The organism is Flavobacterium sp. UBA5153 (assembly GCA_002413745.1).
Classification (GTDB): Bacteria; Bacteroidota; Bacteroidia; order Flavobacteriales; family Flavobacteriaceae; genus Flavobacterium.
The window spans coordinates 1-14,366 of sequence record DHXP01000046.1 but is presented as its reverse complement, the minus strand read 5'-3'; the positions used below and the strand labels follow the sequence as shown (position 1 = coordinate 14,366).

Here is a 14,366-nt window from a genome sequence, read left to right as displayed (position 1 = left end):
ATAATTTACAATCTAATTTAAATTTAAAAACAATGAAAAAAGTAATTATGATTTTAGCAATTGTATTAATATACAGTTGCTCATTTGCAAAAACGCCACCAAAAGCTGTTACTGATGCGTTTGCAAAAAAATTCCCAACTGCAACTAAAGTTAGCTGGGGTGTTGAAGGTCCAAAAGAATGGGAAGCGGAATTCACATTGGAAGGTGAGAAAATTTCAGCCAATTTTACTCAAGATGGGACTTGGTTAGAAACCGAAAAAGAAATTAAATCTACCAGTTTGCCAAAAGCAGTTTTATCAGCTGTAAAATTAAAATACAATGATTGGAAAATTGTTGAAGCTGATAAAACAGAAACTGCTAAACACGGAACAATTTATGAAGTTGATTTGAAAAAAGGGTTGAAGACAAAAAGTCTAGCATTTAAAGAAGATGGAACATCTATAAAAGAATAGAATTTTAAATATATAGTAAAAAAAATTGGGAGTTAGGTTTTGATACTAATTCCCATTTTTTAATACATATCCCATTTTTATTTGATGGTCAAAAGTAATAAAAAAAATAAAATCTAATATCAAATTGTAATTCTGATATTTACACTCTAAAAAAATAACACAATGAAAAAAATATTTTCAATATTCTTTATCGGTTTTTGTGTAACAAACGGCATAAGCCAAACGTATCAAGTTTCCAAAAAAATAAATATAGAAGGCAACGAAGGCTGGGATTATCTCTCTGTAGATGACGTTAATCAACACTTATTCGTTTCCCACGGAAGCGTTGTAAACGTGATAGATTTAAAATCCAATAGAACTATCGCCACCATTCCAGACACAAAAGGGGTACACGGTATTGCCGTTGCCAACGATTTGAACAAGGCTTTTATCAGCAATGGAAAAGATAATTCGATAACGGTTGTCAATTTAAAAACCTTTGAATTAATAGAAAAAGTGCCAATAGAAGGTCAAAAACCTGACGCGATTTTGTATGACAAATTCTCGGCAAAAGTCTTTGCTTTCAACGCAAAAACGAATGATGCAACAGTCCTGGACGCCAACACCAATAAAGTTATTAAAACTATTCCTCTTGGCGGAAAACCAGAGTTTTCGGTCACCAATACTAAAGGTTTGGTTTATGTTAATATTGAAGACAAAAACGAAATCAAAACCATAAACGCAAAAACTCTTGAAGTGATAAATACCTGGAGCATAGTGCCGGGTGACGAGCCTTCGGGATTGGCGATGGACACGGAAACCAACAGATTATTCTCCGTTTGCGGCAATAAATTAATGGTTGTCATTGACGCTTCAAACGGCAAAGTAATTGCAACTTTGCCTATTGGCGATGGTTGTGATGGCGTTGCTTTTGATGCCCAAAAGAAACTGGTTTTCAGTTCCAATGGAGAGGGAACCATCACGGTGGTAAAAGAAGAAAATGCGGATAGTTTTTCGGTATTGGAAACCGTTAAAACCCAAAAAGGAGCAAGAACAATTGCATTAAATATAATCACAAACCAATTGTATTTGCCAACAGCTGAATTTGGTGCAAAACCGGAACCAACTGCCGAAAATCCTAAACCTCGCGCATCAATTTTACCCAATTCTTTTGTAGTTTTGATTGTTGAAAATAACAAAAAATAGTTTTGGAAACCGGCACAGTTTTTCGAAACCTATGCGGTTTTTACTTAAAATTAATCTTATTTTTACGAAATGAACTTGAAGTTAATCGTTATACTTTTTTTGTGTTGCATTAAATCCTATTCGCAAGAAAAAGATTTAAACTATTTCCTTGGAAAAGCACAAACCAATTCGCCGTTAATTACTGATATCAAGAACCAAATACATTCCGCTTCGTTGGATAGTTTGCTGTTTAGGGCAACCAGAAAACCGCAAGTTTCAGGGAATTTATTGGCTAATTATGCTCCAATTATTGATGATTTTGGTTACGATACCGCCTTGAGTAATCATCATACGGTTTCGGGAATGGTGGGAGTCAACCAGCGAATTCTGGGCGCAAACCAAATCAATTCGCAAGCGGAAACCTTCAAGTTGATCAAAGATGCCTTGGTTTTGAACAAAAAAATTGCCGTCAAAGATTTAAATAAAAGCATAATTGCGCAATACATTTCGACTTCGGCAAGTGGGGAACAAATTGTGTACAACCAAGAAATTGAAAAACTGCTGAAACAAGAAACTTTAATTCTGAAAAAGCTAACCCAAAATTCGGTTTACAAACAAACCGATTACCTAACTTTTAGTGCCACGGTCCAGCAACAAGAGTTGGTGTTACTTCAGTTAAAGCAACAATACCAGAACGATTTGGCTTTGCTCAATTATTTATCTGGCGAAACCGATACGGTTTCCGTCAGTTTGAAAAAGCCCGAAATTACCTTAAAATCAATCCAAAATTCAGATCAAATCGTGTTTATGAAACAATTTGAAATCGATAGTTTAAAACTCCAAAATCAAAATAAATTGATTGACAATGCCTATAAACCATCGCTTTCCTTGCTTGGCGATGCGGGTTATTGGTCGAGTTTTGCTTATTTGCCTTATAAAAATATTGGATTCAGTTTGGGTCTTGGGCTTTCAATCCCCATTTATGATGGCCATCAACGAAGCCTGCAACATCAAAAAAACGAAACTGCTTTGGCAACCAATTTGGCCTACAAAAGCAATTTCAACAGGCAATACCAACAACAATTGTTGATGCTCAACCAGAAGTTGAGGCAGCAAGCCGAAATCGGAAACCAACTGCAATCGCAACTAGTGATTGCTGAAGCCTTAATTGAGGCCAACAAAAAGCTGTTGCCAACCGGTGACGCACAAATCACCGAGTTTGTCATTGCTCTTGGGAATTTAATCAACATCAAAAACGCCATTTCTCAAAACAATATCAACAAGCTCCAAATCATCAATGAAATCAATTATTGGAGTTTTAACGAATAATTCTATGAAGAAAACAATTCTATTTTTTGCCCTAATCGCGCTCTTTTTGAGTTCCTGTAAAGACAAAATCATACCGGAACAAAAAGTCGATTCCAGTGTTCCCGTGACCTTGACCTCAATCGACACCAGCGGAATCGAAAGTTATACCGAGTTGAATGCCACCGCAACTTATTTGATAAAAACAATTATAAAAGCCAATGCAACGGGTTACCTGAGTTCGGTAAACGTGGCTTCGAACGATTATGTGAGTTCGGGGAAAGTGCTGTTTACCTTGAAAACCCGCGAGTCAAAAGTGTTGGGCAACACGATCAATAAAATTGACCCCAGTTTGAATTTTGGTGGCGACATCAAGGTCAAAGCAACTTCAAGCGGTTTTGTCAATGCGATAAATGTGCAGCAAGGAAATTATGTTCAGGACGGCGACCAGCTAGCAATAATTAATGATGCCCGCAGTTTTGCCATCGTTTTGAGTTTGCCTTATGAATTAAAAAAATTCGTCAGGATAGGAGCGACTTTCGATGCTTTTTTGCCTGATGGCATAGCCATAAAAACAACTGTTTCTAAATTTATGCCCACAGTTGACGCGGTTTCGCAAACCCAAAGCGTAGTTTTGAAAGTCATTGGAAAACAGGATATTCCCGAGAATTTGATTGTGAAAGTCCGAATTAGAAAATCTTCGAATTCCAATGTGATTTCCTTGCCGAAAGCGGCCGTTTTGAGCGATGAAACCGAAACCGATTTTTGGATTATGAAAATGATCAATGACAATACCGCCATAAAAATCCCGATTCAAAAAGGGGAAGAAACTGAAGACAAGGTCGAAATTTTGTCGCCGGTTTTGACTAAAAATGATCAAATCTTGCTTACCGGAAATTACGGAGTTGCCGACACGATTAAGGTTAAAGTGATTGGGAAATAATTACGAATACCAATTGAAATGGACACGGATTGTAAATTCGCGTTATCGGAATAAGATGTTAAAAAACGAATTACAATGAACAACTTTTTTGTCAGAATAAAACTCTTTTGGACAGCGCGGAATTGCATTCCGTGCCGACAAACAAGAGCAATAAACACAATGTATATTGTCGATCTATAAAATGAAAAATAATTATAAATACCAATTGAAATAGACACGGTATGCAAATCCGCGTTATCGGAGTATTTATGAGTTAGCAGAAAACTTAAAAAAAAACGCAAATGAATGAAATTGAAAATCATCCAATAAAAATTGGTTTTATTCCCAAACAAATTGAAACTCTTATAATAGGTACATTTCCTCCGAAAGAAGTCTATATTAATAACAAGCATTTTTTCTTTTATTCATCAGCTAGAAACCATTTTTGGAATAGAATGGAAAATATTTTCCCAAATTTTAAACTAAAAAAAACAAAATCTAAATGTTCTGAAATATCACCAGAACAAAATAAAATCGACAAGGAAAATTTTTCCTCAGAAAAAAAAATTGGTTTTTTAGATGTTTTTACAAAAGTTAGTAGAATAAAAAATTCTACAAAAGATGATGATTTGATTTCAAAAGAAAATATTATAGAAAATGGAATATTATACAAAGTTCTAGATGAAAATGAAAGTTTAAGTAGAATATGTTGTACATACAAATTGGCTTTTGAAATATTAAAATGCAAACTTGACAAAACTAAATTCTCAATAATAGAAGATAGTATTTCAGCAAATGGACAAAAAATAAATTTTTCTTTTAAAGGAAGAAAAATCGAAATTTATCTATTATACCCAGCTACAAGAAGTCGTGAGAAAAATGAAGTTAAAGATATTCAATATAAAAAATTACTATTTAAATAAAGCCTTACAACTCGAATATGAATAAATCATATCAGTTGGATAGGCGGAATTGCATTCCGTGCCAACAAACAAAAGCAAGTAACACAATTTATATTGTCCATCAATAAATAAATCACAATGAACAACTTTTTTGTCAGACATAGAAACGGATTGAGTACCATTATCTTCCTGATTATTTTAGGAGGATTTTTTACCTATTCGAAGATGCAAACCAGTTTGTTTCCCGAAATCACTTTCCCAAAAATAAAAATCATTGCTGATGCAGGTCAACAACCTGTGGACAAGATGATGATTACGGTGACCAAACCGCTTGAAAATGCCATCAAAAAAGTTCCTGATTTAAAAACCGTCCGAAGTACCACCAGCCGAGGAAGTTGCGAGATTTCGGCTTTTATGGATTGGAATTCCGATATCGATTTGGGCAAAACAAGAATCGAGGAACAAATCAATCAAATCCAGAATGATCTTCCTCCGGGCACGCAAATTTCGGTCGAAAAAATGAATCCGTCTATTCTTCCCGTTATTGGTTACTCCATAGAAAGCGAAGGACGATCGGCCATTGACCTCAAAAAAATAGCCAATTTCACCATAAAACCCTTTCTTTCCCAAATTGACGGCGTTTCCGAAATCAGGATTATCGGGGGGAAAGAAAAAGAATATTGGTTGTCCTTGGATTACAGCAAAATGAGCGTGCTTGGCATCACGCCCAATGCGATTTCGCAGGTTTTGAGCCAGACCAATTTCATCAAATCGAATGGATATTTATCGGATTATCGCTATTTGTACCTCACCATTACTGATGCGCAAGTCGACAAAAAGGAGGAACTCGAAAACCTCGTAATCAGCAACAGCGGCAAGGGGATCGTGACCTTGAAAGACATCGCTTTGGTTGAAATCAGGGAAGCCAAAGAATATATAAAAGTCAATGCCAACGGGAAAGAAAGCATTCTGGTCGCGGTTTTGAAACAGCCCAATGCGAATTTGATTTCGCTCAACGATGCAATGAACGGGAAGTTGCAAGCACTTAAAAAAATCCTTCCAAAAGACATCAAAATTACGCCGTTTTACGAGCAAGCCACCTTTGTCAATGAAGCCGTAAAAAGCGTCACCGACAGTTTATTAATAGGATTATTATTGGCCATAATTGTCGCCGTTTTATTCCTGAAATCGGCGAAAGCCAGCGCCACAATCTTGATAATTATTCCGGTCACCTTGTCATTGACATTGATCGTTTTGTACTTTACCGGACAGACTTTCAACATCATGACATTGGGCGCCATTGCGGCAGCTTTGGGGTTGATTATTGATGACGCGATTGTCGTGGTCGAGCAAATTCACCGAACCCACGAAGAACATCCTGACGAGCCAACGGTTTCGCTTTTGCAAAAGGCAATTCACTATTTGTTTCCGGCGATGCTGGGTTCGTCCATCAGTACCATCGTAATTTTCTTCCCCTTTGTTTTGATGAGTGGCGTTGCGGGTTCGTACTTTAAAGTGTTGACAGATACAATGATAATTACTTTGGTTTGTTCGTTTTTTGTCACTTGGTTGTTGCTTCCGGTGGTGTATTTATTGCTGACAAAAAACGAAAATGTTCCCGCAGTTATTGAAGGTGAAGCCAAAAAAGAAGTTAAAATACACACGGTAAAACACCAAAATTGGGTGGCTTATTTTATCGAAAGGCCGCTAATAAGTATCGTGTTTTGCCTTGTTTTATTGCTTTCTATTTTTGTGATTCTGCCCAATTTAGAAACAGGTTTTTTGCCGGAAATGGATGAGGGAAGCATTATTTTGGACTATCAATCCCCGCCGGGAACTTCATTGGAGGAAACCGACAGGATGCTGAAAGAAGTCGAAAAAATAATCATAAAAACTCCGGAAGTCGAAGCCTACAGCCGAAGAACCGGGACGCAAATGGGCTTTTTTATCACCGAACCCAATCGGGGTGATTATTTGATTCAATTGAAAAAGAAACGAAGCAAAACCAGCACCGATGTCATTGATGAAATTCGCAAAAAAGTGGAAGCTACGCAGCCTGCTTTGCGCATCGATTTCGGTCAGGTCATTGGCGATATGTTGGGCGATTTGATGAGTTCGGTTTCGCCAATTGAAGTCAAAATCTATGGAAGTAATCAAAAGGAATTAGAAAAAATTGCCAAAAGGGTTTCTACAATTATTGAAAATGTAAAAGGAACTGCCGACGTTTTTGACGGAATAGTTGTAGCCGGACCAAGCATAAATATAGTTCCCAATTATCGACAATTGGCTCAGTACGGAATAACGCCTGCCGATTTGCAATTTCAAATGCAAACCGCGTTAGAAGGTAATGTTATTGGTAATTTATTGGAAAGTGAAAGGATGACACCTATTCGATTAATCTATAAAAATTCAGAAAAAAGAAGTTTGGAAGACATCAAAAAACTACAACTATTTTTGCCCAACGGACAATCGATTCCTATTACGAGTTTGGTTTCCATTTCAGCCCAAAAAGGAGTTGCCGAGATTGAGCGTGAAAATTTGCAAATGATGAACGTGGTTACGGGAAGATTGAACAATCGGGATTTGGGAAGCGTGATGGATGAAATCCAGAAGAAAGTGTCAAGCACCATTCATTTGCCAAGTGGCTATTATCTTGAATATGCCGGGGCTTATAAAGACCAGCAGCAATCGTTCAAGGAATTGTTGATGATTTTGATTGCCTCGAGTTTGCTGGTTTTTGGAGTGATTTTATTTTTATTCCGTGATTTTAGGGCAGCCATCGTGATCCTTTTCATTTCGATTTTGGGAATTTCGGGAAGTTATATTTTGCTGTTTATTACAAATACGCCGTTGAATGTGGGAAGTTATACCGGAATCATTATGATTGTGGGCATCATTAGCGAGAATGCCATTTTTACTTTTTTGCAATTTCGAGAAACATTCAAGTTGACCAGAAATGTAAACCAGTCCTTGGTGTATTCTATTTCAACACGATTACGCCCCAAATTGATGACCGCTTTGGGAGCCATTATTGCCTTGCTTCCTTTGGCAATTGGTATTGGAACTGGTTCGGAATTGCATCAACCGCTTGCCATCGCCGTGATTGGCGGTTTCCTGTTTGCGATGCCTTTGTTGCTGATTGTTTTGCCGAGTTTGTTGCGATTGGTTTATAGAAATGAAAAACATTTCAAGCATTTGAATTGATTTAGATTGGCAATACTACCGGATTTCATATATTAAATTCTGTATCGTAAATAGGGTTTAATAAGTGCATTTAATGAGTTTTGGCTTCTTTAAAAAAAAACACACAAGATTTGCAAAAATTACAGTTTGCTTAAACGTATTCAAGCGGGTTACTTTTGTAATTTTAAGTTACCGTTGGGGGTCAATTTAAGCAAATAAATACTTATGTTTACGTACCCAAATCAGTTTCTAATTTTCAACTATGAAAACAGAAAAAATTTCACATTCTTTATTGCGGTTCTTCAAAGAAAGAAGCGTCCCATTCTTGCGCGAAAACGGAAAAATTATTGCCCAATTTATACTCACTGTTTTTTTTATCGCAATTGGTATTTGGTTTATTAAACATGAACAAGCTGAATTGTTTGAAGTAAGAAACGCAATCGGCAATGCAATCTGGCAATGGGTTTTAGTGGGGGTTGTGTTAACTCTTATTTATATTTTACTTCAAGGTTTGATGTATATTGCATCATTTGCGTCAGTGAAAATTAATATTTCTTTGGCTGATGCCATCCTGCTTTTTATGAAGCGTAATTTTATCAGTGTTTTTTTGCCTGCGGGTGGCATCTCGTCGCTTGCGTTTTTTACGGGAGCACTTGAAAAGAAGGGAATAAAGGAAACACAAATTCATTTTGCATCTTCTATTTATGGGTTTGTAGGAATTCTTTCCGTATTGATTGTGGCCATACCTGCTTTTATGTATGCATTGGTGGAAGGCACGACAGGTTCTGGGGAGTGGTATGCTTTAGGTGTGGTGGTGCTTTTGATAGTTGGGTTGACAGTAATGTATCGTTCTATTCTGAAAAAAGGCTTAGCTTATAAATGGTTGTCGAAACTGATTCCATCCACAGAAGTTTTTATGGATGATTTACAGAACAATAGAATTGACAAAAAGAAATTTGGGCTGATAGTTTTTTATTCAGTACTTATTGAAGCGGTAGGAATTTCTCACTTGTACATTGCCATGATTGCCTTGCATTTTTCGCCATCACTTTTCACCGCCGCGATGGGGTACATTGTTTCGGTAATTTTCTTGATTATTTCACCATTTTTGCGAGGATTGGGGGCTATTGAAGTTTCGATGAGTTATGTTTTAATACGGTATGGTTTTGGAAATATAGAAGCTATTGCCATAACTTTTCTGTATCGTTTTTTTGAATTCTGGATACCATTATTTTTAGGGGCCTTCACTTTTTTATTTAAAATAAATAAGTTGCTGATGCGAATTGTTCCAGCACTGTTACTGATGAGTTTGGGAATAATAAATATCATATCGGTTTTAACTCCTGCCATAACCGAACGATTGATGACGGCAAAAGATTATTTGCCCATTCAGGCTATTCGCACTTCCAATTATCTTGTGATGATGGCAGGATTGTTTTTATTGGTTACCGCCACCTTTATGCTTAAAGGATTGCGGACAGCTTGGTGGTTTGCTTTTGTGTTAAGTGTTGTTTCTTTTATTGGTAACCTTACAAAAGCAATTGATTATGAGGAGGCAATTGTCGCTTTGATCGTTATTCTGGTTTTACTTTTAACACGGAAAGAATATTACATTAAAAACAATCCACGACTTCGATTAATTGGTTTGCAAACATCATTACTGAGCGTAGCCGCAGTAATTATTTATGGTGTTATTGGATTTTATTTTTTGGACAAAACACATTTTAATATTGATTTCAGTTGGATTCAATCCATCCGCTATACTTTTCAGAATTATTTTTTAGTTGGAAGTGATAATTTGGTTGCTGTCGATGCATTTGGGGAAAATTTCCTGGATTCCATAAAAGTCAGCGGTTTTCTGTCACTTGGGTTTTTAATTTACACCTTGATTAATCCCTATATTCAAAAAAATAATGTTTCGGAAGAAGATCAAATTTTGGCAAATGATTTGCTGCAACAATATGGAAACTCTTCTTTGGATTTTTTTAAAGTATATAGCGACAAGTTGATTTATTTTTCGCAAAACAAAAAAGCATTTGTTTCTTATCGTGTTTCTGGAAATTTTGCGGTTGTACTCCAAAATCCAGTTGCTGAAAATGAACATGAAATGAAAACCTGCATTGTTGAGTTTGACACTTATTGCTACGAAAGCGGGTTGAAAAGCATTTATTACCGAGTTCCGGAAGAAAGTTTACCGGTTTATAACTCGCTTGGAAAAAAGAATTTATTTCTCGGACAGGAAGGAGTCGTGGATTTAGCGACATTTTCATTGGAAGGAGGCAGCAAAAAATCACTGCGAAACGGCCTGAGGAAAATAAGCGAAAAGGGTTTAGAAGCAACGGTTTATACAGCTCCAATAAAAGACGGATTATTGCAAAAACTAAAATCGGTCAGTGATGAATGGTTAATGGATACGGAAAGAAGCGAAATTATTTTTTCTCAGGGAATGTTCGTTTGGGAAGAATTGAAACAACAAACCATCATCACGGTCCAGAATTCCGAAGAAAAAATTATTGCTTTTCTGAATATTATTCCTGATTATGTAAAGGGGGAGGGAACCTATGACCTTATTCGCAAAACAAAGGATGCGCCCAATGGAATAATGGATTTTATTTTGATAGAACTTTTCAATTATTTAAAATCCCAAAACTATGAAGCCGTAAACTTAGGGCTTGCGCCCATGAGCGGAATAGACGATCCCCAAACATTTAAGGAAAAGTCAATGAAATATGCTTATGAGAAAATAAAATCATTTTCACATTATAAAGGGTTACGCGATTTTAAAGAAAAATTTTCTCCTCGTTGGAAAAATGAATATTTAATATATACGCATGATTATGATTTACTCCAAGTGCCGACTGTTTTGGCAAATGTTATAAAAGTTTAAAGCAGTATGGATGAAAATAATACAATTATAAAAATTGCTTCGATTGCCTGTATTATAGCATGCGTTGGTGATTTTGCGGGCATGTTTTTTCTTGGGAATTTTTATCCGGGCTATAGCCAATTACGAAATACGATGAGTGCTTTGGGAGCCTCCATAAGTCCTGTTTCAGACGAGATTTCAATATGGTGGATTATTGCCGGTTTTCTTTTTATATTTTTTGGAATTGGTTTTAAAAGGTCTTTTATTGAGAAAGGCCGAAATGCAAAAATTGCTTCTTGGCTAATTATTCTTTACGGAATTGGGGAAGAAATTGGTTCGGGAGTTTTTAAGGCGGATCATATAGGGCTTGCTTTGACGAAAACAAATATCATCCACAATATATTTGGAGGTATGGGAGTTTTAGCAATGTTATTGTTGCCGATATTTATGAAAAAAATAATATCAAGAACGCAGATGCCTGCTTTTCATAGGATGTCAACTGTGATTTTTACTATAGGAATTATGATGGTATTGCTATTTTCTTCCAGATTTTTAAATGATAAAACTAATGTGCTGTCTCTTTATAAAGGCTTATGGCAACGATTGTCAATGCTTAATAACTATGTTTATTTAACAACAATTGCCTTTATTATGCTGAACAAAAAATCTGGTAATCTTACTATTGCCAAAGAAAAATTTTAGTGTTTATTCTATTTTAAATTATATCGAATGAAGAAACTATTTATTTGTTTTTTTCTGCTGTTGATCTTAAAAAATCAAGCCGTTGCATCACCCATTGATAGCTCAGTGTTTGGGAAAATTATGACTTGCGAACCTGCTTTAACGCCGCTTAATGACTTAGTTCCTTTTATTTCTGGTGATTTACCGTTGATTATCATTCCTTCGGCAATTAAAAACACATTGCCGTTGGTATTTGTAATTTCAGGTGATGGTGGCTGGACAAGTTTTGACCAAAACTTTAGCAAACAACTTGCCGAAAAAGGAATGCCTGTCGTAGGCTTGGATGCGCAAAAATATTTTTGGAAAGCAAAAACTCCTGAAGAATGTTCGGCGGCCATAGCCAAAGCGGTAGAACATTATATGCAGCAGTGGGACAAAAAATTATTTGTGCTTGTGGGTTATTCTTTTGGGGCGTGCGTTGCACCGTTTATTGCTAATCGTTTTCCGACTCCATTAAAGGAAAATGTAAAGGGCGTTTATTGTTTATCGCCTGATAAAACCGCCGATTTTGAAATTCATCTTGCAGATATGTTGTCTTTTAATACAACTGGGAAATACAATGTGCTTGATGAAATAAAAAAGATAAAAGAATTTAATCCTATATGCGTTTTTGGGGAAGAGGAGGGTAGTTCCTTACGGAATCATTTTTCAGAATCAGGAGCAAAAATAGTAATACTGCCCGGGAATCATCATTATAATAATGATTATCATGCTTTGGCAGAAATTATTTTGAGAAGGTTTGTAATAAAAAAATAAATAATTTTTAAATAAAGCCAAGGGATTGATCTTTTATTTTGGGCACGGATTGTAAATCCATAAGATCAGATTTTCTACTCAAAAGGGTTGTTATGGAATTAGTATCACCAAGTTTAAATAATTTCAGATATTTCCTCTCAAAGCCCGAGGCATTTTATATCTAAAGAATTTTCTACGTTTTATATACCGGTATCCCATTAAAATTCTCCGCTTGTTTTTCTTCCAATAAAATATCTTTTACAGCCATTAGCATAGCTTTATTTGAAGTAAAGAGTTCGCGATTAAAATTAATAACCGTGGTTATATCTATATCCTCAATTGGAGCATGCTGCGCCTCTGTATAAAAATTATTGAGAGCAGAACTATAGTTATTTTGTATAGCATCAAAAATGCACCGAAGCTCTTCGAAACTCTCCTTTTTTCCCTGAGTGAGAAGCACATTCAATTGATGATATAGATTTTCTGTATCTTTTTTGTGGTGTATAAAAAAATTATACTTGATGTCTTTTGATGAATGTCTTAGGTTACTGATATTAGTTCCAATATCCTTTACACTTTTTACCGAGTGCATGGAACTGCGCACGGCAGAAATTAGTTGGTTGAGCTCAGCTTGCTGCTCACTTTGTAATTTTGTTCTCAGTTCTAAATAAAATGCCTGTAATTCGCCCTGCAATTGTTTCAAGAATTCATATTTTTCTTCTTTGGTTTTTGAAAGGAAACTTCTTTTCTCATTGATATTTTTAAAATCAGTTTGTTCTCGAAGCGAGAGTGTGTCAATCTTAAATAACTCCAGATTAAAAAGCATGGAATCATGAATGAAATATTTCGTTTCTCTTCGGAATAAATCCAGTGCTGTCTCAGGTTCGGCAATAGTGGCATGTCCTATAAAAGCAGCTGCCGAAGCATCAGTATCTTTAAAAAACAATTCCAGAAATTTTATGAATAAATCGAGTATCGGAAGAATAATTAGGATTGCAATAAAATTAATTAAACTTGAAAAAGTAGCCAAGCCAATTAGTGGATCTTTTATATTTAAAACATTGGTAATCAGTGATAAAATAGGATGCAGCAATAGGAAAGCAAATGTTGTGATGAAAATATTGAAAAGTAAATCGCCAAGGATTATTCGTTTTTTTGAAGTATTTCCGCCTATACCGCCCAACACTATTTTAATAATAGTGCCCGTTTCTGAGCCAAGTACAACTGTAGCAGCAATAGGGAAACTGATAGCACCAGCATGAAGTGCACTAAGCGTAAGTGCCATAGTGACCGAGCTGGATTGAATGAGCACGGTGATGATAAAACCGATGAGCAAAAAAACGAACAAGGGCATATCGGCATATTTTGAAAAATCAAAGTCCTGTACCTGTGATTCCATTGCCGTTTTCATAAAGGAAAGACTTATGAACAATAAACCAAAACCGAAAAGAAAATAGGAGACATTTTTCATCGATTTGCGATTGCCATATAGGATAAGGAATAAGCCCCCTAAACATATAGCCGGGTAGGCAATGGCTTCAATATTTACTTTAAAACCAAGACTGGCGATTAGCCAACTATTAACCGTTGTGCCTAGGTTTGCACCAAGAATAATTGCCATGGCATTTTTCATGCTAAAAACTCCTGCACCCACAAAGGCCAGCAACATCAATGTGACCATAGAACTGCTCTGAAGAATACCGGTTATAATTATACCACCCACTACAGCGCCAATCTTGTTTTTGGTCATGCGCTGAAGGAAGAGTTTGAAATTTCTCCCCGAAAGATTTTTTAATGATTCCTCAAGCAAATACATGGCAAAAAGGAACAAGCCAATGCCGGCAGCAAGTTTAAAGATATGGTTGAGGATTTCCATAGTAAAAATATTATTAAAGATAATAATAAATTAATTCATAATTAATCTGGAGGAGGAATTTTTGTTTTGTTATAAACAAAGCCATTTTTATTTGATTGCCCGTATTAATGCAATAACAATAGTAGAATTCCAGAATTAAAAAAAATAATTTTAAAAAGGTGGTTTAACTAATAGTGCGGGTTTTATTTGCATATCCAGATTGATTCCTATAAAATGATTA

General features: G+C 35.9%; 10 protein-coding genes. 9 read left to right on the top strand and 1 reads right to left on the bottom strand.

Features of this window, described 5'->3' with window-relative positions:
• The first annotated feature begins 32 nt into the window (after positions 1–32).
• From B2145_RS09415 to B2145_RS09375, 9 genes are all read left to right on the top strand, one after another.
• Positions 33–452: a PepSY-like domain-containing protein gene (locus B2145_RS09415; protein ID WP_291101450.1), complete on the top strand. Its 420-nt coding sequence runs from the start codon at positions 33–35 to the stop codon at positions 450–452.
• Between the two features lie 162 nt (positions 453–614).
• The gene (locus B2145_RS09410; RefSeq protein ID WP_291101447.1) at positions 615–1,637 is read left to right on the top strand and encodes a YncE family protein; all 1,023 of its coding nucleotides are present in this window, start codon (positions 615–617) and stop codon (positions 1,635–1,637) included.
• A gap of 69 nt (positions 1,638–1,706) precedes the next feature.
• On the top strand, positions 1,707–2,945 hold the full coding sequence (locus B2145_RS09405) for a TolC family protein (RefSeq protein WP_291101444.1): 1,239 nt from the start codon (positions 1,707–1,709) through the stop codon (positions 2,943–2,945).
• Complete coding sequence (locus B2145_RS09400; protein WP_291101441.1) at positions 2,914–3,864, top strand: efflux RND transporter periplasmic adaptor subunit; 951 nt, start codon at positions 2,914–2,916, stop codon at positions 3,862–3,864. The genes B2145_RS09405 and B2145_RS09400 overlap by 32 nt, the downstream gene beginning before the upstream one ends.
• A 281-nt stretch (positions 3,865–4,145) precedes the next feature.
• Positions 4,146–4,766 (top strand): hypothetical protein, encoded by a 621-nt coding sequence (locus B2145_RS09395; protein ID WP_291101438.1) that lies wholly within the window; start codon positions 4,146–4,148, stop codon positions 4,764–4,766.
• A gap of 117 nt (positions 4,767–4,883) precedes the next feature.
• On the top strand, positions 4,884–7,949 hold the full coding sequence (locus tag B2145_RS09390) for an efflux RND transporter permease subunit (protein ID WP_291101436.1): 3,066 nt from the start codon (positions 4,884–4,886) through the stop codon (positions 7,947–7,949).
• Positions 7,950–8,190: 241 nt separating this feature from the next.
• Complete coding sequence (gene mprF / locus B2145_RS09385; RefSeq protein WP_291101433.1) at positions 8,191–10,815, top strand: bifunctional lysylphosphatidylglycerol flippase/synthetase MprF; 2,625 nt, start codon at positions 8,191–8,193, stop codon at positions 10,813–10,815.
• Positions 10,816–10,821: 6 nt separating this feature from the next.
• The gene (locus B2145_RS09380) at positions 10,822–11,496 is read left to right on the top strand and encodes a DUF998 domain-containing protein (protein WP_291101430.1); all 675 of its coding nucleotides are present in this window, start codon (positions 10,822–10,824) and stop codon (positions 11,494–11,496) included.
• Between the two features lie 27 nt (positions 11,497–11,523).
• Complete coding sequence (locus B2145_RS09375; RefSeq protein ID WP_291101428.1) at positions 11,524–12,291, top strand: AcvB/VirJ family lysyl-phosphatidylglycerol hydrolase; 768 nt, start codon at positions 11,524–11,526, stop codon at positions 12,289–12,291.
• A 172-nt stretch (positions 12,292–12,463) separates the two neighbouring features.
• Here the strand turns inward: B2145_RS09375 and B2145_RS09370 are convergent, their stop codons facing one another.
• A complete protein-coding gene (locus tag B2145_RS09370; RefSeq protein WP_291101425.1) occupies positions 12,464–14,146 on the bottom strand; it encodes a Na/Pi cotransporter family protein in 1,683 nt (560 codons plus the stop codon).
• Between the last annotated feature and the right edge of the window lie 220 nt (positions 14,147–14,366).

What these genes read in the sequence shown, in the direction of transcription:
- B2145_RS09410 (WP_291101447.1), top strand. Translation starts at nt 615, where the DNA reads ATGAAAAAAATATTTTCAATATTCTTTATCGGTTTTTGTGTAACAAAC.
- B2145_RS09400 (WP_291101441.1), top strand. Translation starts at nt 2,914, where the DNA reads ATGAAATCAATTATTGGAGTTTTAACGAATAATTCTATGAAGAAAACA.
- B2145_RS09415 (WP_291101450.1), top strand. Translation starts at nt 33, where the DNA reads ATGAAAAAAGTAATTATGATTTTAGCAATTGTATTAATATACAGTTGC.
- B2145_RS09380 (WP_291101430.1), top strand. Translation starts at nt 10,822, where the DNA reads ATGGATGAAAATAATACAATTATAAAAATTGCTTCGATTGCCTGTATT.
- mprF (WP_291101433.1), top strand. Translation starts at nt 8,191, where the DNA reads ATGAAAACAGAAAAAATTTCACATTCTTTATTGCGGTTCTTCAAAGAA.
- B2145_RS09395 (WP_291101438.1), top strand. Translation starts at nt 4,146, where the DNA reads ATGAATGAAATTGAAAATCATCCAATAAAAATTGGTTTTATTCCCAAA.
- B2145_RS09405 (WP_291101444.1), top strand. Translation starts at nt 1,707, where the DNA reads ATGAACTTGAAGTTAATCGTTATACTTTTTTTGTGTTGCATTAAATCC.
- B2145_RS09370 (WP_291101425.1), bottom strand. Translation starts at nt 14,146, where the DNA reads ATGGAAATCCTCAACCATATCTTTAAACTTGCTGCCGGCATTGGCTTG.
- B2145_RS09375 (WP_291101428.1), top strand. Translation starts at nt 11,524, where the DNA reads ATGAAGAAACTATTTATTTGTTTTTTTCTGCTGTTGATCTTAAAAAAT.
- B2145_RS09390 (WP_291101436.1), top strand. Translation starts at nt 4,884, where the DNA reads ATGAACAACTTTTTTGTCAGACATAGAAACGGATTGAGTACCATTATC.